18 protein-coding genes are annotated in these 18,092 nt (G+C 62.4%); 7 read left to right on the top strand and 11 right to left on the bottom strand.

What is annotated here, in order from left to right; all coding sequences use genetic code 11:
* The first annotated feature begins 6 nt into the window (after nucleotides 1-6).
* Nucleotides 7-570, top strand: coding sequence for a pseudouridine synthase (locus tag KX928_RS13670; RefSeq protein WP_219503477.1), 564 nt, complete (start codon nucleotides 7-9; stop codon nucleotides 568-570).
* Here KX928_RS13670 and hflX read toward each other — a convergent pair whose 3' ends face one another.
* The 4 genes from hflX to trkA all read right to left on the bottom strand — a co-directional run bounded on the left by hflX (nucleotide 571) and on the right by trkA (nucleotide 5,169).
* Nucleotides 571-1,869 carry a GTPase HflX gene (gene hflX, locus KX928_RS13665; RefSeq protein ID WP_257883762.1) on the bottom strand — a complete coding sequence of 433 codons (1,299 nt, stop codon included), beginning with the start codon at nucleotides 1,867-1,869 and terminating at the stop codon, nucleotides 571-573. It lies immediately after the preceding gene.
* On the bottom strand, nucleotides 1,866-2,105 hold the full coding sequence (gene hfq, locus KX928_RS13660) for an RNA chaperone Hfq (protein ID WP_007119530.1): 240 nt from the start codon (nucleotides 2,103-2,105) through the stop codon (nucleotides 1,866-1,868). Before hfq ends, hflX begins: the two co-directional genes overlap by 4 nt.
* A 129-nt stretch (nucleotides 2,106-2,234) precedes the next feature.
* Entirely contained in the window at nucleotides 2,235-3,788 is a 1,554-nt protein-coding gene (locus KX928_RS13655) for a TrkH family potassium uptake protein (protein WP_219503473.1), read from the bottom strand.
* A gap of 4 nt (nucleotides 3,789-3,792) precedes the next feature.
* The gene (gene trkA / locus KX928_RS13650; RefSeq protein ID WP_219503470.1) at nucleotides 3,793-5,169 is read right to left on the bottom strand and encodes a Trk system potassium transporter TrkA; all 1,377 of its coding nucleotides are present in this window, start codon (nucleotides 5,167-5,169) and stop codon (nucleotides 3,793-3,795) included.
* A gap of 103 nt (nucleotides 5,170-5,272) precedes the next feature.
* Between trkA and KX928_RS13645 the strand changes: the two genes are divergently transcribed.
* Together KX928_RS13645 and KX928_RS13640 are read left to right on the top strand one after the other, a co-directional pair.
* Complete coding sequence (locus tag KX928_RS13645; RefSeq protein ID WP_257883761.1) at nucleotides 5,273-5,755, top strand: hypothetical protein; 483 nt, start codon at nucleotides 5,273-5,275, stop codon at nucleotides 5,753-5,755.
* A gap of 53 nt (nucleotides 5,756-5,808) precedes the next feature.
* A complete protein-coding gene (locus tag KX928_RS13640; protein ID WP_219503464.1) occupies nucleotides 5,809-6,834 on the top strand; it encodes a nuclear transport factor 2 family protein in 1,026 nt (341 codons plus the stop codon).
* Between the two features lie 16 nt (nucleotides 6,835-6,850).
* On the opposite strand, the gene ntrX is transcribed toward KX928_RS13640, so the two are convergent.
* The 5 genes from ntrX to dusB form a co-directional block, all read right to left on the bottom strand.
* A complete protein-coding gene (gene ntrX / locus KX928_RS13635; RefSeq protein ID WP_219503461.1) occupies nucleotides 6,851-8,263 on the bottom strand; it encodes a nitrogen assimilation response regulator NtrX in 1,413 nt (470 codons plus the stop codon).
* A 3-nt stretch (nucleotides 8,264-8,266) separates the two neighbouring features.
* Nucleotides 8,267-10,513, bottom strand: coding sequence for a sensor histidine kinase NtrY-like (locus tag KX928_RS13630; RefSeq protein WP_219503458.1), 2,247 nt, complete (start codon nucleotides 10,511-10,513; stop codon nucleotides 8,267-8,269).
* Nucleotides 10,514-10,613: 100 nt separating this feature from the next.
* On the bottom strand, nucleotides 10,614-11,978 hold the full coding sequence (locus KX928_RS13625) for a response regulator (protein ID WP_219503455.1): 1,365 nt from the start codon (nucleotides 11,976-11,978) through the stop codon (nucleotides 10,614-10,616).
* A gap of 12 nt (nucleotides 11,979-11,990) precedes the next feature.
* Nucleotides 11,991-13,070 carry a two-component system sensor histidine kinase NtrB gene (locus KX928_RS13620; RefSeq protein WP_219503452.1) on the bottom strand — a complete coding sequence of 360 codons (1,080 nt, stop codon included), beginning with the start codon at nucleotides 13,068-13,070 and terminating at the stop codon, nucleotides 11,991-11,993.
* The gene (gene dusB / locus KX928_RS13615; protein WP_257883798.1) at nucleotides 13,067-13,996 is read right to left on the bottom strand and encodes a tRNA dihydrouridine synthase DusB; all 930 of its coding nucleotides are present in this window, start codon (nucleotides 13,994-13,996) and stop codon (nucleotides 13,067-13,069) included. The genes KX928_RS13620 and dusB overlap by 4 nt, the downstream gene beginning before the upstream one ends.
* 234 nt (nucleotides 13,997-14,230) lie before the next feature.
* Here dusB and ispD point away from each other — a divergent pair, with 234 nt between their 5' ends.
* Genes ispD through KX928_RS13595 form a run of 4 tightly spaced genes read left to right on the top strand, consistent with a single transcriptional unit; the run spans nucleotide 14,231 to nucleotide 16,320 of the window.
* Nucleotides 14,231-14,905, top strand: a complete 675-nt coding sequence (ispD, locus tag KX928_RS13610) for a 2-C-methyl-D-erythritol 4-phosphate cytidylyltransferase (protein WP_219503446.1) — start codon at nucleotides 14,231-14,233, stop codon at nucleotides 14,903-14,905.
* Nucleotides 14,886-15,365 (top strand): 2-C-methyl-D-erythritol 2,4-cyclodiphosphate synthase, encoded by a 480-nt coding sequence (ispF, locus tag KX928_RS13605; protein ID WP_219503444.1) that lies wholly within the window; start codon nucleotides 14,886-14,888, stop codon nucleotides 15,363-15,365. The genes ispD and ispF overlap by 20 nt, the downstream gene beginning before the upstream one ends.
* Nucleotides 15,362-15,859 (top strand): phosphatidylglycerophosphatase A family protein, encoded by a 498-nt coding sequence (locus KX928_RS13600; protein WP_219503442.1) that lies wholly within the window; start codon nucleotides 15,362-15,364, stop codon nucleotides 15,857-15,859. The genes ispF and KX928_RS13600 overlap by 4 nt, the downstream gene beginning before the upstream one ends.
* Nucleotides 15,856-16,320, top strand: coding sequence for a CinA family protein (locus KX928_RS13595; protein WP_219503439.1), 465 nt, complete (start codon nucleotides 15,856-15,858; stop codon nucleotides 16,318-16,320). Before KX928_RS13600 ends, KX928_RS13595 begins: the two co-directional genes overlap by 4 nt.
* On the opposite strand, the gene KX928_RS13590 is transcribed toward KX928_RS13595, so the two are convergent.
* Together KX928_RS13590 and KX928_RS13585 are read right to left on the bottom strand one after the other, a co-directional pair.
* Nucleotides 16,315-17,601 (bottom strand): MmgE/PrpD family protein, encoded by a 1,287-nt coding sequence (locus KX928_RS13590; RefSeq protein WP_219503436.1) that lies wholly within the window; start codon nucleotides 17,599-17,601, stop codon nucleotides 16,315-16,317. The two genes, KX928_RS13595 and KX928_RS13590, sit on opposite strands and share 6 nt — an antisense overlap.
* Nucleotides 17,602-17,633: 32 nt before the next feature.
* Nucleotides 17,634-18,089: a type II toxin-antitoxin system RatA family toxin gene (locus KX928_RS13585; protein ID WP_219503434.1), complete on the bottom strand. Its 456-nt coding sequence runs from the start codon at nucleotides 18,087-18,089 to the stop codon at nucleotides 17,634-17,636.
* Between the last annotated feature and the right edge of the window lie 3 nt (nucleotides 18,090-18,092).

The following is an 18,092-nucleotide window of genomic DNA, read 5'->3' as shown; positions in this document are numbered from 1 at the left end:
GCCAAGATGTCGCGGGTGATCCTGTTCCACAAACCCTTTGGCGTGCTGTCACAGTTCACCGACAAGGGCACCCAGGGGTCACCGCGCCCGACGCTGTCCGGGTTCATCGACGCGCCGGGCTTCTACCCCGCCGGGCGGCTGGACAAAGACAGCGAGGGGCTGATGATGCTGACCGATGATGGCTGGTTGCAGGCGCGTATTACCGACCCCATACATAAGATGCCCAAGACCTATCTGGTTCAGGTCGAGGGGACCCCGGAGGCCTTTGCGCTGACGCAATTGCGGCGCGGGGTGACCTTGAAGGATGGGCCCACGAAGCCCGCAGAGATCGCGCAGATCGAAGCCCCCGATCCGCTGTGGCCGCGCGTCCCACCGGTGCGGTTTCGCAAGACAGTGCCCGATGCCTGGTTAAGGATCACCATACGGGAAGGTCGCAACCGTCAGGTGCGGCGCATGACGGCCCATGTGGGATTGCCCTGCCTGCGTTTGATCAGGGTGCAGGTCGGAGAGTGGAAACTCAATGATCTGGCACCGGGTGCCTGGCGTTTTGCCAGTGTGAAAGGGCCGTAGCTACAGGCGGGCGTATTGCGCTTCCTGCTGCGCGGTCCAGCGCACGGTGATCTCGAACCCGTCGTCGGTCTGGCGCTCCTGTTCGACCAGCTCGTGAGCAAAAAGCCACGCACGTTTCTTGCCGTCGGCAAACCCCAGCGACAGATCGACCAGTCTTTTACGCCCCTGAACCTTTTCCGTCACCGCCGCAAGCAGCGCCTCTATGCCTTCGCCGGTCAGGGCCGAGATGGCAAAGACATGATCGTCGCGATCTGCGCGCGCACGCGCCGCGTCGGCGGCGTCCCCCGGCATCAGGTCCAGCTTGTTCCAGACCTCGAAGCTCGGGCGGTCTTCCTCTACCCCCAGCGACGCCATAATCTCGCGCACATCCTGCGCCTGTTCCTCGGTCTCGGGATGCGAGATATCGCGCACATGGCAGATCACATCCGCCGCAAGCACTTCCTCCAGTGTGGCCCGGAAGGCCGCCACCAGTTCCGTCGGCAGATCGGAGATGAAACCAACGGTGTCCGAGAGGATGACCTCGGGGCCATCGGGCAGCTGCACGCGCCGCATCGTCGGGTCGAGCGTGGCAAAGAGCATGTCCTTGGCCATCACCTCGGCCCCGGTCAGACGGTTGAACAGCGTGGATTTTCCGGCGTTGGTGTAGCCGACAAGGGCGACAATCGGATACGGCACCTTGGCCCGGGCCGCCCGGTGCAACGCCCGGGTTTTCACAACCTTGTCGAGCTGGCGTCGCAGGCGTGTCAGCTGGTCGTCGATGGCGCGCCTGTCGGCCTCGATCTGGGTCTCCCCCGGACCGCCGACAAACCCCAGCCCGCCCCGTTGCCGCTCAAGGTGGGTCCAGGCCCGCACCAGCCGGGTGCGCTGATAGCTCAGCGCGGCCATCTCGACCTGCAACACGCCCTCCCGCGTGGCGGCGCGGTCGCTGAAGATTTCGAGGATCAGACCGGTGCGGTCCAGAAGCTTGACACCCCATGCCTTTTCCAGATTGCGCTGCTGCACCGGGGTGACCGGGCCATCTACCAGCACCAGTTCAATATGCTGATCCTCCAGCGCCTGCCCGATCTCGGCGATTTTGCCCGAGCCGAACAGCATGCCCGCCCGCACGGATTTGAGCGGCACAATCTCGCCGCCCACAAGCTCGAGCTCGGGCAAAGCCTGCGCAAGGGCCATGGCCTCGGCCAAGGCGTGATCCGCAAGGCGACGATCAGGGTCGGATTTGATGTCGGGATGCAGAACCCATGCGCGGGTCACCCGCGATGCGTTGTCATTCACAATCTGAAATGGCGCTTTGCTCAAGAAGCGTCTTCGCCCTCATAAAGGCTGATCGGCTGGCTGGGCATGATGGTCGAGATCGCATGTTTGTAGACAAGCTGGGACTGCCCGTCGCGGCGCAGCAGCACACAGAAGTTGTCAAACCATGTGATGACACCTTGCAGCTTCACCCCATTGATCAGGAAGATTGTCACAGGAACTTTTGTCTTGCGCACATGATTCAGGAACGCATCCTGAAGGTTCTGTCTGTCCGACGCCATTCTAGCACTCGCCTTTTTTCTTGCTGGAGCCCGCGGACCGAGCCCGCCCCTCGTGCCGATTATGAAGTGCACGGGCGTGAGATTCCACCCCAAAAAACAGTCCGTTACGGACCTAAAATATGCGACCCCCTAGGCCCGCCACAAATCCGGGGTCAAAAGCGCGATGATCGCGAGCGTTTCCAGCCGGCCCAGAACCATCGCCGCACAGAAAACCGCCTTTGCATAGGGGCCCAGTTGGACAAGTTCGATTGGCGTGTCGGCGGCGAATGAGATCAGCGGACCGGTCGTGGACAGCCCGGCGATGCTGAGCACCAGCGCGTCCTCGAAGGAGACCCCCAGCAAGGCCAGCGTGACCGTCACCAGCGCAAGGGTCAGTGCGAAAAGCATGAAGAATATCCACGCGATAAAGGCCCCGTTGCGTTGCAGGCGGCGGCTTTCAACACCGGCGCTGCTGACAGATGACGGGTGCACCAGCCGCTCCATCTCGCGCAGGCCGTTGAGGTAAAGTGCAAATACTCTCAAGAGCTTGACGCCCCCGGCTGTTGTGGCGACGCCGCCGCCGATCAGGGCCAGACCCATCAGGATCAGCCCCGGCGTCTCCAGCCCGGACCACGCCTGCGTCTGCGCCCAGTCGGAACTGGCGAAGCCGGTGGTGGTCAGGAAGGACATGACGGTGAACACGGAGCCCCACAGCGCGTGAGCCGCCTGCTGCAACTGGCTTTCCGCCGAGACATCCAGCGCCCCGAGCCAGTGGCGGGCAAACAGCACCAGCGGGACGCCAAGGACAAGCACTATGCCAAGCCGGAACTCCGGATCGGTGCGCAACCCGCCCTGGGTCGCGGTGACGGTATCAGAGGAAAATGTCAGCCGGGACAGGGCGAAAAACATGAAAAGCAGCATCAGGGCTTCCCCGGTAATGCCCGACCTGCTGTATTCCACACCGCCGACCGGCGAAATACCGGAGGTGGCCATGACCGACATCGCGTGGCTGAGCCCCACAAGCGAACTGTCGCCGCTGATCATCAGCAAGATCCACAGCAGCAGCGTCAGACCGATGTAAATCGGCACGAGCGTGGTTGCTACACGCAACAGCCTCTCGCGCGGGTCGGCGCGGTCGATCAGGCTGGACATGGCTTCGCGCTGACCCGGTTCCGCCTGCGCCGTGACCTCGAACCCACCCAGGTTGAGCGGCGCCAGAATGGCGGAGGCTGCGATCCACATGATCGCGCCCCCCATCCAGCCCACCTGCGCCCGCCACAGGTGCAGCGTACCATTAAGCCGCGAGGGATCATCAAAAAGCGTCGCGCCGGTGGTTGTGATGGCGCTGACCATTTCGACATAAGCATTCAGAAAGCTTGTCGTTTTGACCCCTTCGTAGAATGGAATGGCGAGAAAAGCGGGCAGGAAGACGAAGGTCGCGAACAATGACATCAACGACCCCAGCGCCCCGTAGCGCGACCGGCGGCCGGCCTGGGCAATGGCGACAAAGGCAAAGAGCGTGATGCCAAGCAGACCGCAATAGAAAAACAGGCGCGCGGTTTCAAGGTTGCGGGACGCGCCGCCATGCAGCGCCGGCACCAGCATGGACACCGACGCAACACCGAAGATCAGCAGGAACAGCGGTAAATCCAGCAACTGGCGAAAGGCACCGGACCCGTTGCGCTTATGAAGGGCGCGGGACATGGCGTTAGAAAAAGTCGATGGAGACCTGCATCAGCCGCTCCACCTCCGGCACATCCTCCGCCAGCGCGAAGATCGCGATCACATCGCCTTCGTCGATCCGGGTGCTGCCCATCGGGCGGATCACGTCGTCGCCCTTGCGGATGGCGCCCACGAGAACGCCCTCGGGGAAATCGACTTCCGACACCCGCTTGCCCGCCAGCGGCGAAGTCGAGAGCACCTCCGCCTCGATGACCTCGGCCTCCGCGTCGCCGATGGAATAGACCGCCCGCACCCGGCCATGCCGGATGTGACGCAGGATCGAGCTGACAGTTGTCGCGCGCGGGTTGATGTAGGCATCAATACCCAGGGGCGTCATCAGCGGCACCAGTGTCGGGTCGTTGATCAGCGCAATCGTATAGGGGCATCCTTCGGCCTTGGCGCGTACGCAGGCCAGCATGTTGGTCTTGTCGTCATCGGTGATGGCCAGCATCGCATCGGCGCGCGAAATGCCCGCCTCGGCCAGAAGTGCGGCATCCAGACCGTCACCGTTCAGCACGATGGTGCGCTCCAACGCTTCCGCGGCGCGTTCGGCGCATATGCGGTTTTTCTCGATCACCTTGGCGCGCACTCTCTTGGCCCGCGCCTCAAGGGTCTGCGCCACGGCCAGACCGACGTTGCCACCGCCCACCAGCACCACGCGGTCCTGCTTGGTGACTTTCTTGCCAAAGATCTCCAGCGTGCGCGGAATGTCGTCTGCATGCGTAAACACGTAGCATTCATCGCCGACAAATATCTGGTCCTTGGCTTCGGGCGCGAAAAGCGTGCCTTCCCGGCGTACCGCCACAACCGTGGCCCGCAGGGTTGAAAACAGGTCGGTCAGCTGCCGCAAGGGCGTGTTCACCACCGGGCATTCTTCCTCGATCGCGATGCCCATCAGATGGGCCTGGCCGTTCATGAAGACCTCTGTGTCAAAGGCAGCAGGTGCCGACAGCCGTTGCAAGGCGGCGGACGCCACTTCTTTCTCCGGGCTGATCACCACGTCGATCGGCATGTGATCGCGGCGATAGAGATCGGAATAGATGGCATTGAGGTAGGACTGGCTGCGCAACCGCGCGATCTTGCGGTTGATGCCAAAGACTGAATGCGCCACCTGGCAGGTGACCATGTTGACCTCGTCCGAATAAGTGGCGGCGATGATCATCTCCGCATCGCGGGCGCCGGCGCGGTCCAGCACATCGGGATAGCTCGCAAACCCGGCAATGCCCTGCACATCAAGCGTATCGGTCGCACGGCGTACCAGATCGGGATTGCTGTCGACAACGGTGACATCATTACGTTCGCCAGAAAGGTGGCGTGCAATTTGCCACCCCACCTGTCCTGCGCCACAGATAATGACTTTCATGCGGTATGCGTCCTTCGACCATTTCGCGATCTTCTGAATGGCAGATGGCCCAGAGGTGGTCAATTCAATTGTCCTTGGTGGGAAATCCGGGCAAATTAACCTTATGAGAGACCGCCACGTCGCTTTTACCCTGATCGCTGGCCTGCTGATCCTGGCAGGCTGTGCCCCCTTGACGATTTATCATCGGGAGGGGGTGGCGGTCACGCGGATGGAGACAGATGCTTTATCCTGCGAGATCAGCACTTTGCAGGCCGTTCCTGTCGCAAATCAACTGCGCCGCGATCCGCCGCGCTACATCCCGGCCCGGCGGTATTGTGACGCCAACGGACAGTGTTACACGCGCGGCGGATACTACATCCCCGGCGAGGTTTACACCGTGGATGTCAATGCCGATTTGCGCAGGCGCGCGGAAGTGCAATGCATGGCCGACAAGGGATATACCCGCGTCACAGTGCCGAATTGCCCGGCAAACATCTCCAGCAAGGTGCCTGTGGGCGCGACCGAGGTCCTGCCCCGGCTGTCACCGCGCAGCTGCGCCATCCGCAACCGGGACAAAACCTGGCAGATTGTGACCCGGGTGCGATAGTCGCGTCGCATTTGGGCTGGAAACCGGGGCGCGGGCTTTCTACTGCTGCGTTTATGAACATATCGAATCCCACCGCACCCGACCTGCAAACCGTCAAATCCACCGTTCAGGCGCATTATGCCGCCCTCTCCACCGCGACACCGGATACCGTGGGCAGGGTTCTGGGTCAAAGCCTGAGCGACGACTGTCATTGGTACGGGATGCACCCGTTTCACGAGCAGACCGGTGCAAGGGCCATCGCTGACGTTTTCTGGCGACCGTTTCTGCAGGCGTTCACGCGGGTGCAGCGGCGCGAAGACATCTTTTTTGCCGGGTTGAACGAGATTGACGGGTTCCACGGGCAATGGACCTGTTCTATGGGGCACCTCATGGGGCTTTTCGATGCACCTTTCCTCGGCATCCCGGCCACCCGGAAAATGGCGTTTCTGCGCTATGCGGAATTCAACAAGGTGGACAACGGCCGCATCACCCGGACGGCGCTCTTTGTTGATCTGCTGCACCTGATGCTTCAGGCGGGGCTGACCCCGTTGCGCGCGCCGCAGACCGGCGTGCATCTGGTGCAGCCCGGCCCGATGACGCATGACGGGCTGGTTATGACCGGTCAGGACACGGCGGAGAGCGCAAGGACGCTTGCCCTGATCAACCAGTTGATCGGGTCCATCGATCACGCCAACGCCGCCGAAAAGCCGCCAAGCCCACAGCAGGAACTGGCGAATGACTGGACAGACAACATGATCTGGTGGGGCCCTGCAGGCATTGGTGCGACATACACCATCGATCGATACATCGAACAACACCAGCAACCTTTTCGCACGGGGCTGTCCGGGCGCGCCTTCAACGGCCATTTGTGCCGGATGAGCGAGGGCACCTATGGCGGCTTCTTCGGCTGGCCCAACCTGACGCTGAGCAATGCCAACGGTTTCATGGGCGTGCCCGCCAACGATGTCCGCGCCGATATGCGGGTTGTCGATGTCTACCGCCGATCCGGCGATAAACTGGCGGAAAACTGGGTGTTCATCGATATGCTGCATTTCCTGAAAATGCAGGGGGTCGACGTGCTGGCCGAAATCGCCCGCTAGCCCCTCCGAGCGTCTTCTATTCGGCGGCGTCGGCTTCCTCGTCCACATGGGCCACGCGGGTGCCGGATTTGGCGGAGGTGACAACGCCCAGGGATTTCAGCTTGCGGTGCAGCGCAGACCGCTCCATCCCGACGAAATTGGCCGTGCGCGAGATATTGCCGCCAAAGCGGTTGATCTGGGTCAGCAGATATTCCCGCTCAAAGGCCTCCCGTGCCTCGCGCAGCGCAAGGGTCGCAAGGGCGCCGGAGAGCACGACGCGGCTCTCATCGTCACTGCCTTCCTCGACCCCCGGAAGCTCGCGCGCTTCGATCGGGCCGGTGCCATCCCCAAGGATCAGCACCCGCTCGATCAGGTTTTTCAACTGGCGCACATTGCCAGGCCAGATCATCGTCTGCATGAGCGCAATCGCATCATCGCTCAGCGCGCGCAGCGGCAGCCCCTGCACCGTGTTCATTTCCGAAATGAAGTGTTCCGCGAGGGCGGGAATATCCTCGCGCCGTTCTTCCAGCGATGGCACGGCAATCGGCACCACGTTCAGACGGTGATAGAGCTCTTCGCGGAACGTGCCCGCGGCAATCGCCTGCTCCAGATCCCGGTTGGTCGAAGAGATGACCCGCAGATCGACCCGCACCTTGTCATTGCCGCCCACGCGCTGGAACTGCTGGTCCACCAGCACCCGCAGGATCTTTGACTGCGTGCCGATTGGCATATCGGCCACCTCGTCGAAATAGATGACCCCGCCATGTGCCTCTTCCAGCAATCCCGGCTCGACCCCGCGTTCCGCCGTCTCGCGGCCAAAGAGCACTTCTTCCATGCGCTCCGGCGCGACGCCAGCGCAATTGACGGTGACGAAGGGTGCCGAGGCGCGGTTGGAGTTGGCATGGATGTAGCGCGCGGCCACTTCCTTGCCACAGCCTGCCGGTCCGGTCAGCATCACCCGGCCGTTGGATTTGGTGACCTTGTCGAGCTGGCTCACAACCCCCCGGAAGGCGGCTGACGCGCCGACCATTTCCGACGTCGTCACATCGCGGCGGCGCAGGCTCTGGTTCTCGCGGCGCAGGCGCGAGGTTTCCATCGCCCGCCGGATCACCACCAGCAACTGGTCTATGTTGAACGGCTTTTCGATGAAGTCATAGGCCCCCTGCTTGATCGCGGCGACGGCGATTTCGATGTTCCCATGCCCGGAGATGATCACCACAGGAACATCCGGATTGTCCTGTTTCACGGTTTTGAGGATGTCGATCCCATCCATCCGGCTGTCTTTCAGCCAGATATCCAGAATGATCAGCGCCGGTGCTTCCGCGTTGATCGCGGCCATCGCGTCGTCGGAGTTACCGGCCAGACGTGTGGCGAAACCTTCATCAATCAAGATATCAGAAATCAGTTCCCGGATATCTCGTTCATCATCAACAATGAGAATATCGCTCATCGATCAAGTTCCTTCCTGCAGGGGGGATGGGTCCGCGGCGCCGGGCGTAACCGGCAGTGAAATTACCGCCATGGCACCGGAATGGGTTTGGCCGTCGAATACCGGCGCGTCTTCGAGCACGAGGCTGCCGCCGTGCTCTTCAATAATCTTTTTCACGATCGGCAGGCCCAGCCCGGTGCCTTCGCTGCGCGTCGTCACATAGGGTTCAAACAGGCGGGCGCGGTCTTCGGGCAGACCGATGCCATTGTCGGCAATGGTGATGGTGGCGCGTTGGTTCGCACAGGACAACTGCACCCGGATGTGCGGCGCGTGGTCTTCCGGTGCGCCCTTTTCCTTCAGTGTATCAATGGCTTCACCTGCGTTCTTGATCAGGTTCGTCAAGGCCTGGCTGATCATTGTGCCATCCAGATCGGCCATCACAGAACCGTCCGGCAGCTCTGCCGTGATCTGGACGTCCGGTTGCCCCGCCTGCTGCAGGACAACCGCGTCGCGCACCAGTTCCGCCAGATCAAGAGAGGAGCGGTCGGGTTCCGGCATCCGCGCGAACTTGGAAAACTCGTCGACGATCCGGCGCAGATCACCGGTTTGCCGCACGATCACATCCGTCATCTGCTCAAGCGTTTCGCTGTCGTCACCAACCTTGGGTGAAAACTTGCGTTTGATGCGTTCGGCTGACAGCTGGATCGGGGTCAGCGGGTTCTTGATCTCATGGGCGATGCGGCGCGCCACGTCGCCCCAGGCGGCCATTCTCTGAGCGCTGACCAGATCGGTGACATCTTCAAAGGCGACAACGTAGCCTTCGAGGGTGCCATCCTGCGAGCGCCGCGTCGCCATACGCACCAGAAGGTTTTCCAGACGGCGCTGTCTGGAGACTTTGACCTCGCCCTGCACAACCTCATTGCGGGACTTGACGATCATATCGAAGAGCGGCCCGAACTCGGGCACGGCGACCTTGAGCGCCAGGGACTGTTGCCCGGTATGCCAGTCCAGCAGCCGTTCCGCCGACTTGTTGACAAAGGTGACCCTGCCCTGCGGGTCGAGACCTACGACGCCCGACGTCACCGAACTCAAGACGGAATCGAACAGCCTGCGGCGCCGTTCAATCTGCTGCGTGTTTTCCACCAGGGTGTCGCGCTGCGCCTTCAGCTGCCGGGTCATCTGGTTGAAGTACCGGCCCAGCATCGCAATTTCATCGTCGCCGATATCCTCGCGCACCTGAACGTCCAGATCACCGGCCCCGACCTGCTGCGCTGCCCCCGTCAGCCGACCCACCGGGCCGGACAGGCGCTCGGCAAACCACAGGCCGAGCCAGATGGCTGCAAGTATCAGAATCAGGGCAAAGGCCAGATACAGAAGGACGAAATCAAACAGCATCCGCCCGCGTTCATTTTCCAGCTGCTGGTAGAGCCGCACGGTTTCCTGCGTTTCGTCCAGCAGGGACAGGATCTCCCCGTCCACGTCCCGGCTGACAAAGAGGAAGCGGTCGACAAATGACGATAGTCGCACCAGCGCCCGGTATTCGTTGTTGCTCCAGTCCTCGATAATCACCACGTCCTGAGTGTCAGCATCGCGCATCTGCGCTTCGGTCGGCGGCTCATAATCAAACAGATATGACCGGTCGCCGCGCGCGCGGATTTCCCTTGTGCCATCGATCAGATAGGCTTCGCGCAAGCCACGTTGGATCTGACGCTGACCTTCGCTGACCAGTTCGCTGTCGGAGATCAGGACACCGGACCGGCGCGCCTCGTCGATACTCTCGGCCAGTGCTGCGGCATCTTCGGCGAGGTCCACCCGCTGCTCCGCCTCATAGGCCTGCGCCGCTGCCAGCGAACTGCCAACCACCTCGCGCACCCGGTCGGAAAACCATCCCTCAAGCCCGACATTGATGGTCAGACCGGCAAAGATCGCCACGGTGACCGTCGGAATGAGCGCCAGCAGGGCAAACACGCCGGTCAGCCGCAGGTGTAATCGGGATCCGGCGGATTTGGCGCGCCGCGCCGCGATCAGACGACCGACCTGTGCGAGCACCAGCGCGGCGACCACCAGAATGTAGACGATATCGGCCAGCAGGATCAGCCGCAAACCAAGCGTGTTGCCCGTCTGCCCGAAAGGCCCCAGAACGAGGTAGGTCGAGAGGGCAAGTACCGGCCCGAGAACGACCAACCCCAACGTCGCCGCATTGCGCACGCGCCTGATCCGGCGCAAACGCCCGAGCCGAAGCCATAGTGTCCTTTCTACACGGGGAGTCACCCGATGCCCTCACCAATGATGTGGCGCTATCGCGCCGAACCGCTTTATCTTGTGGTCCTGATCGGGGTGTCCCCCAATGGCCACGCTTTGTGTGGCGGTTTTACATCAATTTGCGGCGGCGTGTCACCTCAATATCGAGGTCAGTGATCTTCTTGCGCAGGGTATTTCGGTTAATTCCCAGCAAATCCGCGCATTTAGCCTGATTTCCACCGGTCGCTTCCAATGCAATTTCGATCAGAGGCGCTTCGACTTCCCGCAGAATCCGTGCGTAGAGACCCGCAGGCGGCAACATATTCCCGTGCAGGTCGAAATACCGGCGCAGGTGTCGTTCCACTGAGGTGCCCAGTTTTTCGGTATTGCCGGCCGCGCGCATCGGCTCCAGATCGGGTTGCGCGCCCAGAACCTGCTCCACCTCGCTTGCCGATATCTCCAGCGCACGGCTAGTCAGACCCAGACGGCGGATGGCGTTTTCCAACTGCCGGACATTGCCGGGCCAGCTGTAATTGCGGAAAATCTCGCCCGCCTGCGCGGAGAGCTGCCGATGCGCGCCGCCGGCGGCTTCGGCTTTCGCGAGGAAGTAATCCGCCAGCACGGGGATATCGTCCACCCGTTCGCGCAATGCCGGGACGGTCAGCGTTGCACCGCTCAGCCGGTAGTAAAGATCCTTGCGAACCTGTCCTGCTTCCATCGCATCGTTCAGGTCCGACTGGCTGGTTGCCAGAAACCGCGGCTGGTATTCACCGGGTGTGTCCATCATATGCACCAGCCGGGCCTGCAGCTCCGCGGGCAGATCGCCGATTTCCTCGATCAGAAGCGTGCCCCCCTTGACCCGTGCCAGCAGCCGGGCGGGCCCTTCGAGATCCTGCAGATCGGTCGATGCCGCCGTGATGAAAGGCAGGTTGCGCCGGTCGGAAAAGTCGTGGATTGCCCGTGCGATCAGCGATTTACCCGTGCCCGATTCTCCCCAGATCAACACCGGCAGATCGGTATTCATCACCCGGGCGACCACCCTGTAGAGCGATTGCATCACCGCCGTGCGCCCAACCAGCGGCAGCTCGTCCGGGCGTCCGTCCGATTCCATCACCGCGTTCCGCCCCTGGGGTCTGGTCTCCAGCGCGCGCGCCGTCCGTTTCATCAGGTCCGGCAGATCAAACGGTTTGGGCAGGTAGTCGTAGGCCTCGGCTTCCGCGGCCTGAATGGCCGTCATGATGGTGTTCTGCGCCGAGATGACGATCACCGGCAAACCCGGTCGATCTTCGGCGATCTTCGGCAGCATTTCCAGCCCGTTGCCATCCGGCATCATCACGTCAGAGATCACAACATCGCCTTTGCCCTCGCCGACCCAGCGCATCAGGGTCGTCAGGCTGGAGGTGGCATGAACCTTGCACCCCGCCCGTGTCAGGGCCTGGGTCAGAACCGTACGGATCGTTCTGTCGTCGTCAGCAACGAGTACTGTGCCATCCATGTCTGCGTTCTCCTAGGTGTCGTCTGCGCGTGCCCCTTCGGGCGCGCGTGACAATGAAATGCGAAAGACGGTTTTGCCGGGCACCGAGGTGACCGATATCCACCCGTCGTGATCGGAAATGATCTTGCTGACGAGCGCCAGCCCCAGACCGGTGCCGTTATCCTTGCCCGATACGAACGGGTCAAAGACATCGCCCTTGATGTTTTCGGGCAGGCCGGGGCCATCATCGATGATCTCGATCTGCAGGGGCAGCGATTTGCCCGATCCATCGGACCGGCGCAGGCGAAAGGAATGCTCGAAATAGCTGTGCAGACGAATGGTGCCCGCCGCCCCGCCCGAGGCTTCGGACGCGTTTTTCAGCAGGTTCAGGATGACCTGCAGCAACTGATCGGGATCGCCGAAGGCGAGCGGCAGGGAGGGGTCGTAGTCCTCCACGATCTTCATATGCGCACCGAATCCCAGCAGGGCCGAGCGGCGCGCGCGGTCCAGCACGTCGTGGATATTCACCGGCTTGAAGTCCGGCACCGACAGGTTGCCAAACTGTTCGACCTGCCCCAACAGCTTCACGATCCGGCGGCTTTCCTCGACGATCAGGTCGGTCAGTTCAAGATCATCCGCGCCCAGGTTCATGCTCAGCAACTGCGCGGCCCCGGTAATGCCGGCCAGCGGGTTCTTGATTTCGTGAGCCAGCATTTCAGCCATCCCGATCGCCGATTTCGCGGCCGATTTGACGGAGTGGTTCTGCGTCATGCGCCCCGCCAGTTCGCGCGGCGAGATCATCAGGATCATATGGCCGGGGTTGCCCACCAGCGGCGCAACCTGAAGGTCCGATTGCATGGGCGCTCTCTGGCCGCTGCCAACGTCGACATCGTTGACGAAAAGCGGCGTGTTGCTGGACCGCGCCCGCTCAAAGGCGGCTTCCAGCGGGTCATTGACGGCGATCTGGTCCCAGACCGGCGCGTCGCGCACGGATTTGGCAGAGACGTTGAGAAAGCCCTCGGCGGCTGAATTGATGTCGACAATCAGATTGTCCGGCCCGATGATCAGCGTCGGGATCGGCAGGCTGGCCCAGATCGCCTTGTCAGAGTTCATGCGGCCACCCGCGTGTCGACGTCGCAGGCCTCGCCCACCAGCGACAAGGTGGTCGTGATGTTGGGCGCGGTCAAAACCGCGCGCCGGACATCCGCGGGCGTACGGCAGGTATCCATGTACCAGCCGAGGTGTTTTCGCGCGACACGAAAGCCAAGTTCGGGGCCGTAAAACCGGATCATCGCCTCGTAATGCGCCTGCACCATTTCGGCCAGCTGCCTGCCCTGCGGGATGGTCGGCGCGTTGCGGTCAAACAGGGCGTGGGCGATCTGCGCCAGCAACCACGGCTTTCCCCGCGCGCCCCGCCCGACCATGACCCCATCGGCACCGGAGTGTTGCAAGGCACGGTGCGCGGTGGCGCTGTCAACGATATCACCATTGGCGATCACGGGGATGTTGACGGCCTCCTTGACTGCGGCAATCGCCATCCAGTCCGCCTGCCCCTTGTAAAACTGGCACCGCGTACGCCCGTGTATGGTGATCATCTGAGTGCCTGCCGCCTCGGCGCGTCGCGCAATCTCCGGTGCGTTGCGCATCTGATCATCCCAGCCCAACCGGGTTTTCAGGGTAACCGGGATATCCACGGCCTTCACCACGGCCTCGATCAACGTCAAAGCGTGGTCCGCCGTGCGCATCAGCGCAGAACCGGAGTAGCCCTGGGTCACCTTTTTTGCCGGGCATCCCATGTTGATGTCGATCACCTGCGCGCCCTGCCCCGCAACCATGCGCGCGGCTTCCGCCATCGGGGCAGCTTCGCGCCCCGCAAGCTGAACGGCGGTGCCAACGGCCCCCAGCCCCAGCTCTGCCTTTTCCCGGCTGCCGGGGCGGGCATTCAGCATATCGTGACTGGCCACCATTTCCGAAACCACAAGGCCCGCCCCAAAGCTTGCAACAAGCGTCCGGAACGGCAAATCGGTGATTCCTGCCATCGGCGCCAGCAACACGGGCGGCGTCAAATCAATTGGGAGGGCGACAGAGCTCACTTGCTTAATCCTTGTGCACTGGCTTTGGATGTACCAATTGCAGGGGATTACCTCAATATTGCAAGGCTATCGTAACGGGACCGCAGTTGTGTTTGCACAATAATTAGGCACATGTCCTGACCAATTGCCTCTGCGCCGCCAAAGCCATAGACACGTGATCATGACGGGGTGTGTGAACAGATGAAGATTGCCGCAGTGATCGTAGCAGCGGGCAGAGGGACGCGGGCGGGCGCCGGTGACCCCAAGCAGTGGCGTCCGCTGGCCGGGCGCAGCAGCGCGCAGCATGCGATGCAGGTTTTCGCAGATCATGCCCGGATCGACCGGCTTGTCCTCGTCTTGCATCCGGACGATCTTGCGGCCGGAAACTGGCCCGCGCAGCCTGCCGCCGACATCGTGTCGGGCGGCGCCACGCGGAGCGCCTCTGTGCTCGCGGGCCTGCGGGTGCTGGAAGGCGCTTGCGACCGCGTGCTGATCCATGATGCCGCCCGGCCCTGCGTGTCAGCGCAGGTTATTGACGGTGTTCTGGCCGGGTTGGAGCAGACGCCCGCCGCCGCACCCGGCGTGCCGGTGGTCGATGCGCTGTGGCGGGGCGAGAACGGTCAGGTCGCGGGCATGGTGGACCGCGACAACCTGTTTCGCGCGCAGACGCCTCAGGGGTTTCATTTCGACAGTATCCTTGCGGCGCACCGCGCCTTTCCCGACGGGGCCACCGACGACGTCGCGCTGGCACAACGCGCGAAATTGCCGGTGACCATCACGCCCGGCAGCGAGGACAACCTGAAAATTACCCTGCCCGAGGATTTTGCCCGGGCAGAAAGGATATTGAGGGAGCGCCATGGACATCAGGCTGGGTAACGGATTTGACGTGCATGCCTTCGGGCCCGGTGATCACGTCATCCTCTGTGGCGTGAAAATCCCTCATGATCAGGGGCTTGTCGGTCATTCTGATGCGGATGTGGCCTTGCACAGCGTGACCGATGCCCTTTATGGCGCGCTGGCCGAAGGCGATATCGGGCAGCATTTTCCACCCAGTGATCCACAGTGGAAGGGGGCCGCAAGCGACGTATTCCTGCGCCATGCCGTAACCCTTGCGGGCACCCGGGGGTTCAAGATATCCAACATCGATTGCACGCTGATCTGCGAATTTCCCAAGATCGGGCCGCATGCCCAGAAGATGCGCGCGGCCCTTGCCGCCATCGCGGGCCTTGCCGAGGATCGCGTATCGGTCAAGGCCACGACCTCGGAGCAGCTCGGCTTTACCGGCCGGGGTGAAGGGATTGCCTGCATTGCCACCGCCACACTGGTGACGCCATGAAACAGATCGCCACCTTGATCGGAACCGTGCTGGGCACCGGGTACATCCGCCCTGCGCCCGGGACGTGGGGGTCGCTCGTGGCCATGCCCTGGGCCTGGCTGCTGCATGTGCTGGGGGGATTTCCGCTGCTGCTTCTCGGGGCGATCGTGGCCTTTATCAAGGGCTGGTGGGCGACCGGCAAGATGACCAGAGACAGCGACAACCACGATCCGTCGGAAATTGTCGTGGACGAGTTGGTGGGTCAATGGATCGCCTTACTGCCCCTGTCCTATGCGGCGTGGTCGAAAGGGTTGAACATTCTGGAAATGTGGCCCGGCTGGATCGCCGCCTTCGTGCTCTTTCGTCTGTTCGACATTGTCAAACCCGGCCCTGTCGGATGGGCGGACCGGCGCGGTGATGCCTTGGGCGTGATGCTGGATGATGTGATCGCCGGTCTCTTCGCGGCCATCGGGGTTGTGCTGCTGGCAATCCTGTACCACGGCGTGTTGACATGAGCCTTGCCTTTCAAGTCATTGAAAAAGCAACCTCCCAGGGCAAGAGGATCGCTACCGCCGAAAGCTGTACCGGGGGGATGGTCGCTGCGGCATTGACGGATATCCCGGGCTCATCAGTGGTCGTGGATCGTGGTTTCATTACCTATTCCAACGCCGCCAAGATCGAGATGCTCGGCGTCGCCGGGCGCACGCTCGACAGCCATGGTGCCGTGTCCGAACCGGTCGCCGTTGAAATGGCCACAGGTTCGCTAGCAAGGTCGGGGGCCGATGTCGCGGTTTCCATCACCGGCATTGCAGGTCCGGGTGGATCGGAGCACAAGCCCGAAGGCCGTGTGTGTTTCGCCGTGGCCGATCAGGACGGCGTAACGGTCGAAACCATTGACTTTGGGCCCCGCGGGCGTGTGCAGGTGCGGGCTGCCGCGCGCGATCATGCGCTGAACTTGCTTCTGTCGGCGCTATGATCGCTCCAGTGCCGCGCTGAACTGCGCCAGATCTCCCTGCGCGACCGCGCTCCACAGTTGCTCGGCCGGGGCCGTGCCCAGCACCCCGGACGCCTTGTCGCGCAGTTTGCGCTCGCGGGTTGCCGGGGTAAGCGGCGCGGCAAGGTCGTGGAAGACTTCGATCGGGTGACCGCTCTGCCGCTCAAGCCGCACCCGCGCCTGCATTTCGGTCAACTCGGCGTCCTCTACTACGAAAACCCTCTGGCGCAGCGCGACCAGCCCCGGGTCAATCGCAACCTGATCGGTGAACATCTGGCTGTGGGCGGTGGAACATCCGCTCAGCGCCATGGCGGCGGTGTGCCGATAGCTGAATTTGGCCGCAAGCCCGGTGTCAGGGTCAGGCTTGTTGCAAACGCTCATCCACCGCGGATGGGTTTTGACCGTCACTCGGGAAATGTCATCGGGGGAGATATCTGCATCGCCCAAGGCTTCGAGCATCGCGTGCAACCCGTGACAGCACGCATGAAATTTATGGCTGATCGACATGATCCGCCACGGTCGCTGACCCAGGGTTTCCAGATGGTCGGTTGCGCCCGCGGCGTGATGCGTATCGCCGAACCCCAGCGATCCTGCGAGCCCATCCGCAGCCGCCGTCATCCCCGTATGCGCCCAGAGCGCGGCCTCCACCCCGCTGCGCGCAGCGAGCCCCGCGTTCAGGGGTTTTGCCGCGGTGCCGAACTGCGCCTTCACGCCGGAGGCCAGAGAGGCGCAGAGACCCAGCGCATGGCGCATTTGCAATGGCGTCAGATCGAGCAGCCGCGCGGCGGCCAGCGTCGCCCCGAACGCCCCGGCCGTTGCCGTCTGGTGAAAACCTATCTGATAATGGGCGCGGCCGAGCCAGAGGCCGACATGGATCGAGGCCTCGACACCGACCAGGGCGGCATCGAGCATTGCGTCAAAAGACAGCCCGTTCCTTTGCGACAGCGCAAGGGCTGCCGGGACTACCGCCACGGACGGGTGCCCGATATGGGCAAAATGCGTGTCGTCGAAATCCAGCGCATGGCTGAGTGTACCGTTCAGCAGGGCGGCGGATGGCGCGGGAAGCCGCCCGCCACCCAGAACCGAAGCCTCGGCCTGCCCGCCCTGCGCCAGCACGGACCGGCGGAAGGCGTCAAACCCGGGATCACCAGCCCCTCCCAGCCCGCAGACCGCCCAGTCGAACAGAGACAGGCGCATCATGTCACGCGCATCCCTGTCTGCCTCGACCGTGGCAAATGCAAGCAGCGCGTCGGTAATGGTCATCGCCACCCCTTTCTTACCGGGATGCGGGCAGATCAAGCATCGGCCGGGCCATAGAGTTCCCTCGCGCGCGTTTCGAAGGCCCGCACGATGCGGTGCATGGCTTCATTGAAAACCACCCCGATCAGCCGCTGCAGGATCATGTTCCGAAAGGCGAAATCGACAAAGAAGCTGACGTCGCATCCGCCGTCGACATCCCTGAACCCCCAGTTGGATTTCATGTAGCGGAACGGCCCGTCAAGATATTCGGTGTCGATGTTCATATCCTTGGGATGCAGAACAACGCGGCTGGTAAAGCGCTCGCGGAACACCTTGAAGCTGATCACGAGATCGGCTTCCATCACTTCGGTGTCTCCCTTCGTGGTGACGGATTTGACGCGGGCGGCAGAACACCATGGCAGGAACGCGGGGTAGCTGTCGACGTCGGCGACCAGATCGTACATTTGCTGTGCGGTATAGGGAAGTGTTCGTGTCTCGGAGTGGGTTGGCATTGA

The organism is Roseobacter insulae (assembly GCF_019375555.1).
In the GTDB taxonomy this organism is placed as follows: Bacteria; Pseudomonadota; Alphaproteobacteria; order Rhodobacterales; family Rhodobacteraceae; genus Roseobacter; species Roseobacter insulae.
The sequence above is the reverse complement of the archived record's forward strand: the minus strand, read 5'-3'. Positions and strand labels throughout refer to the sequence as shown.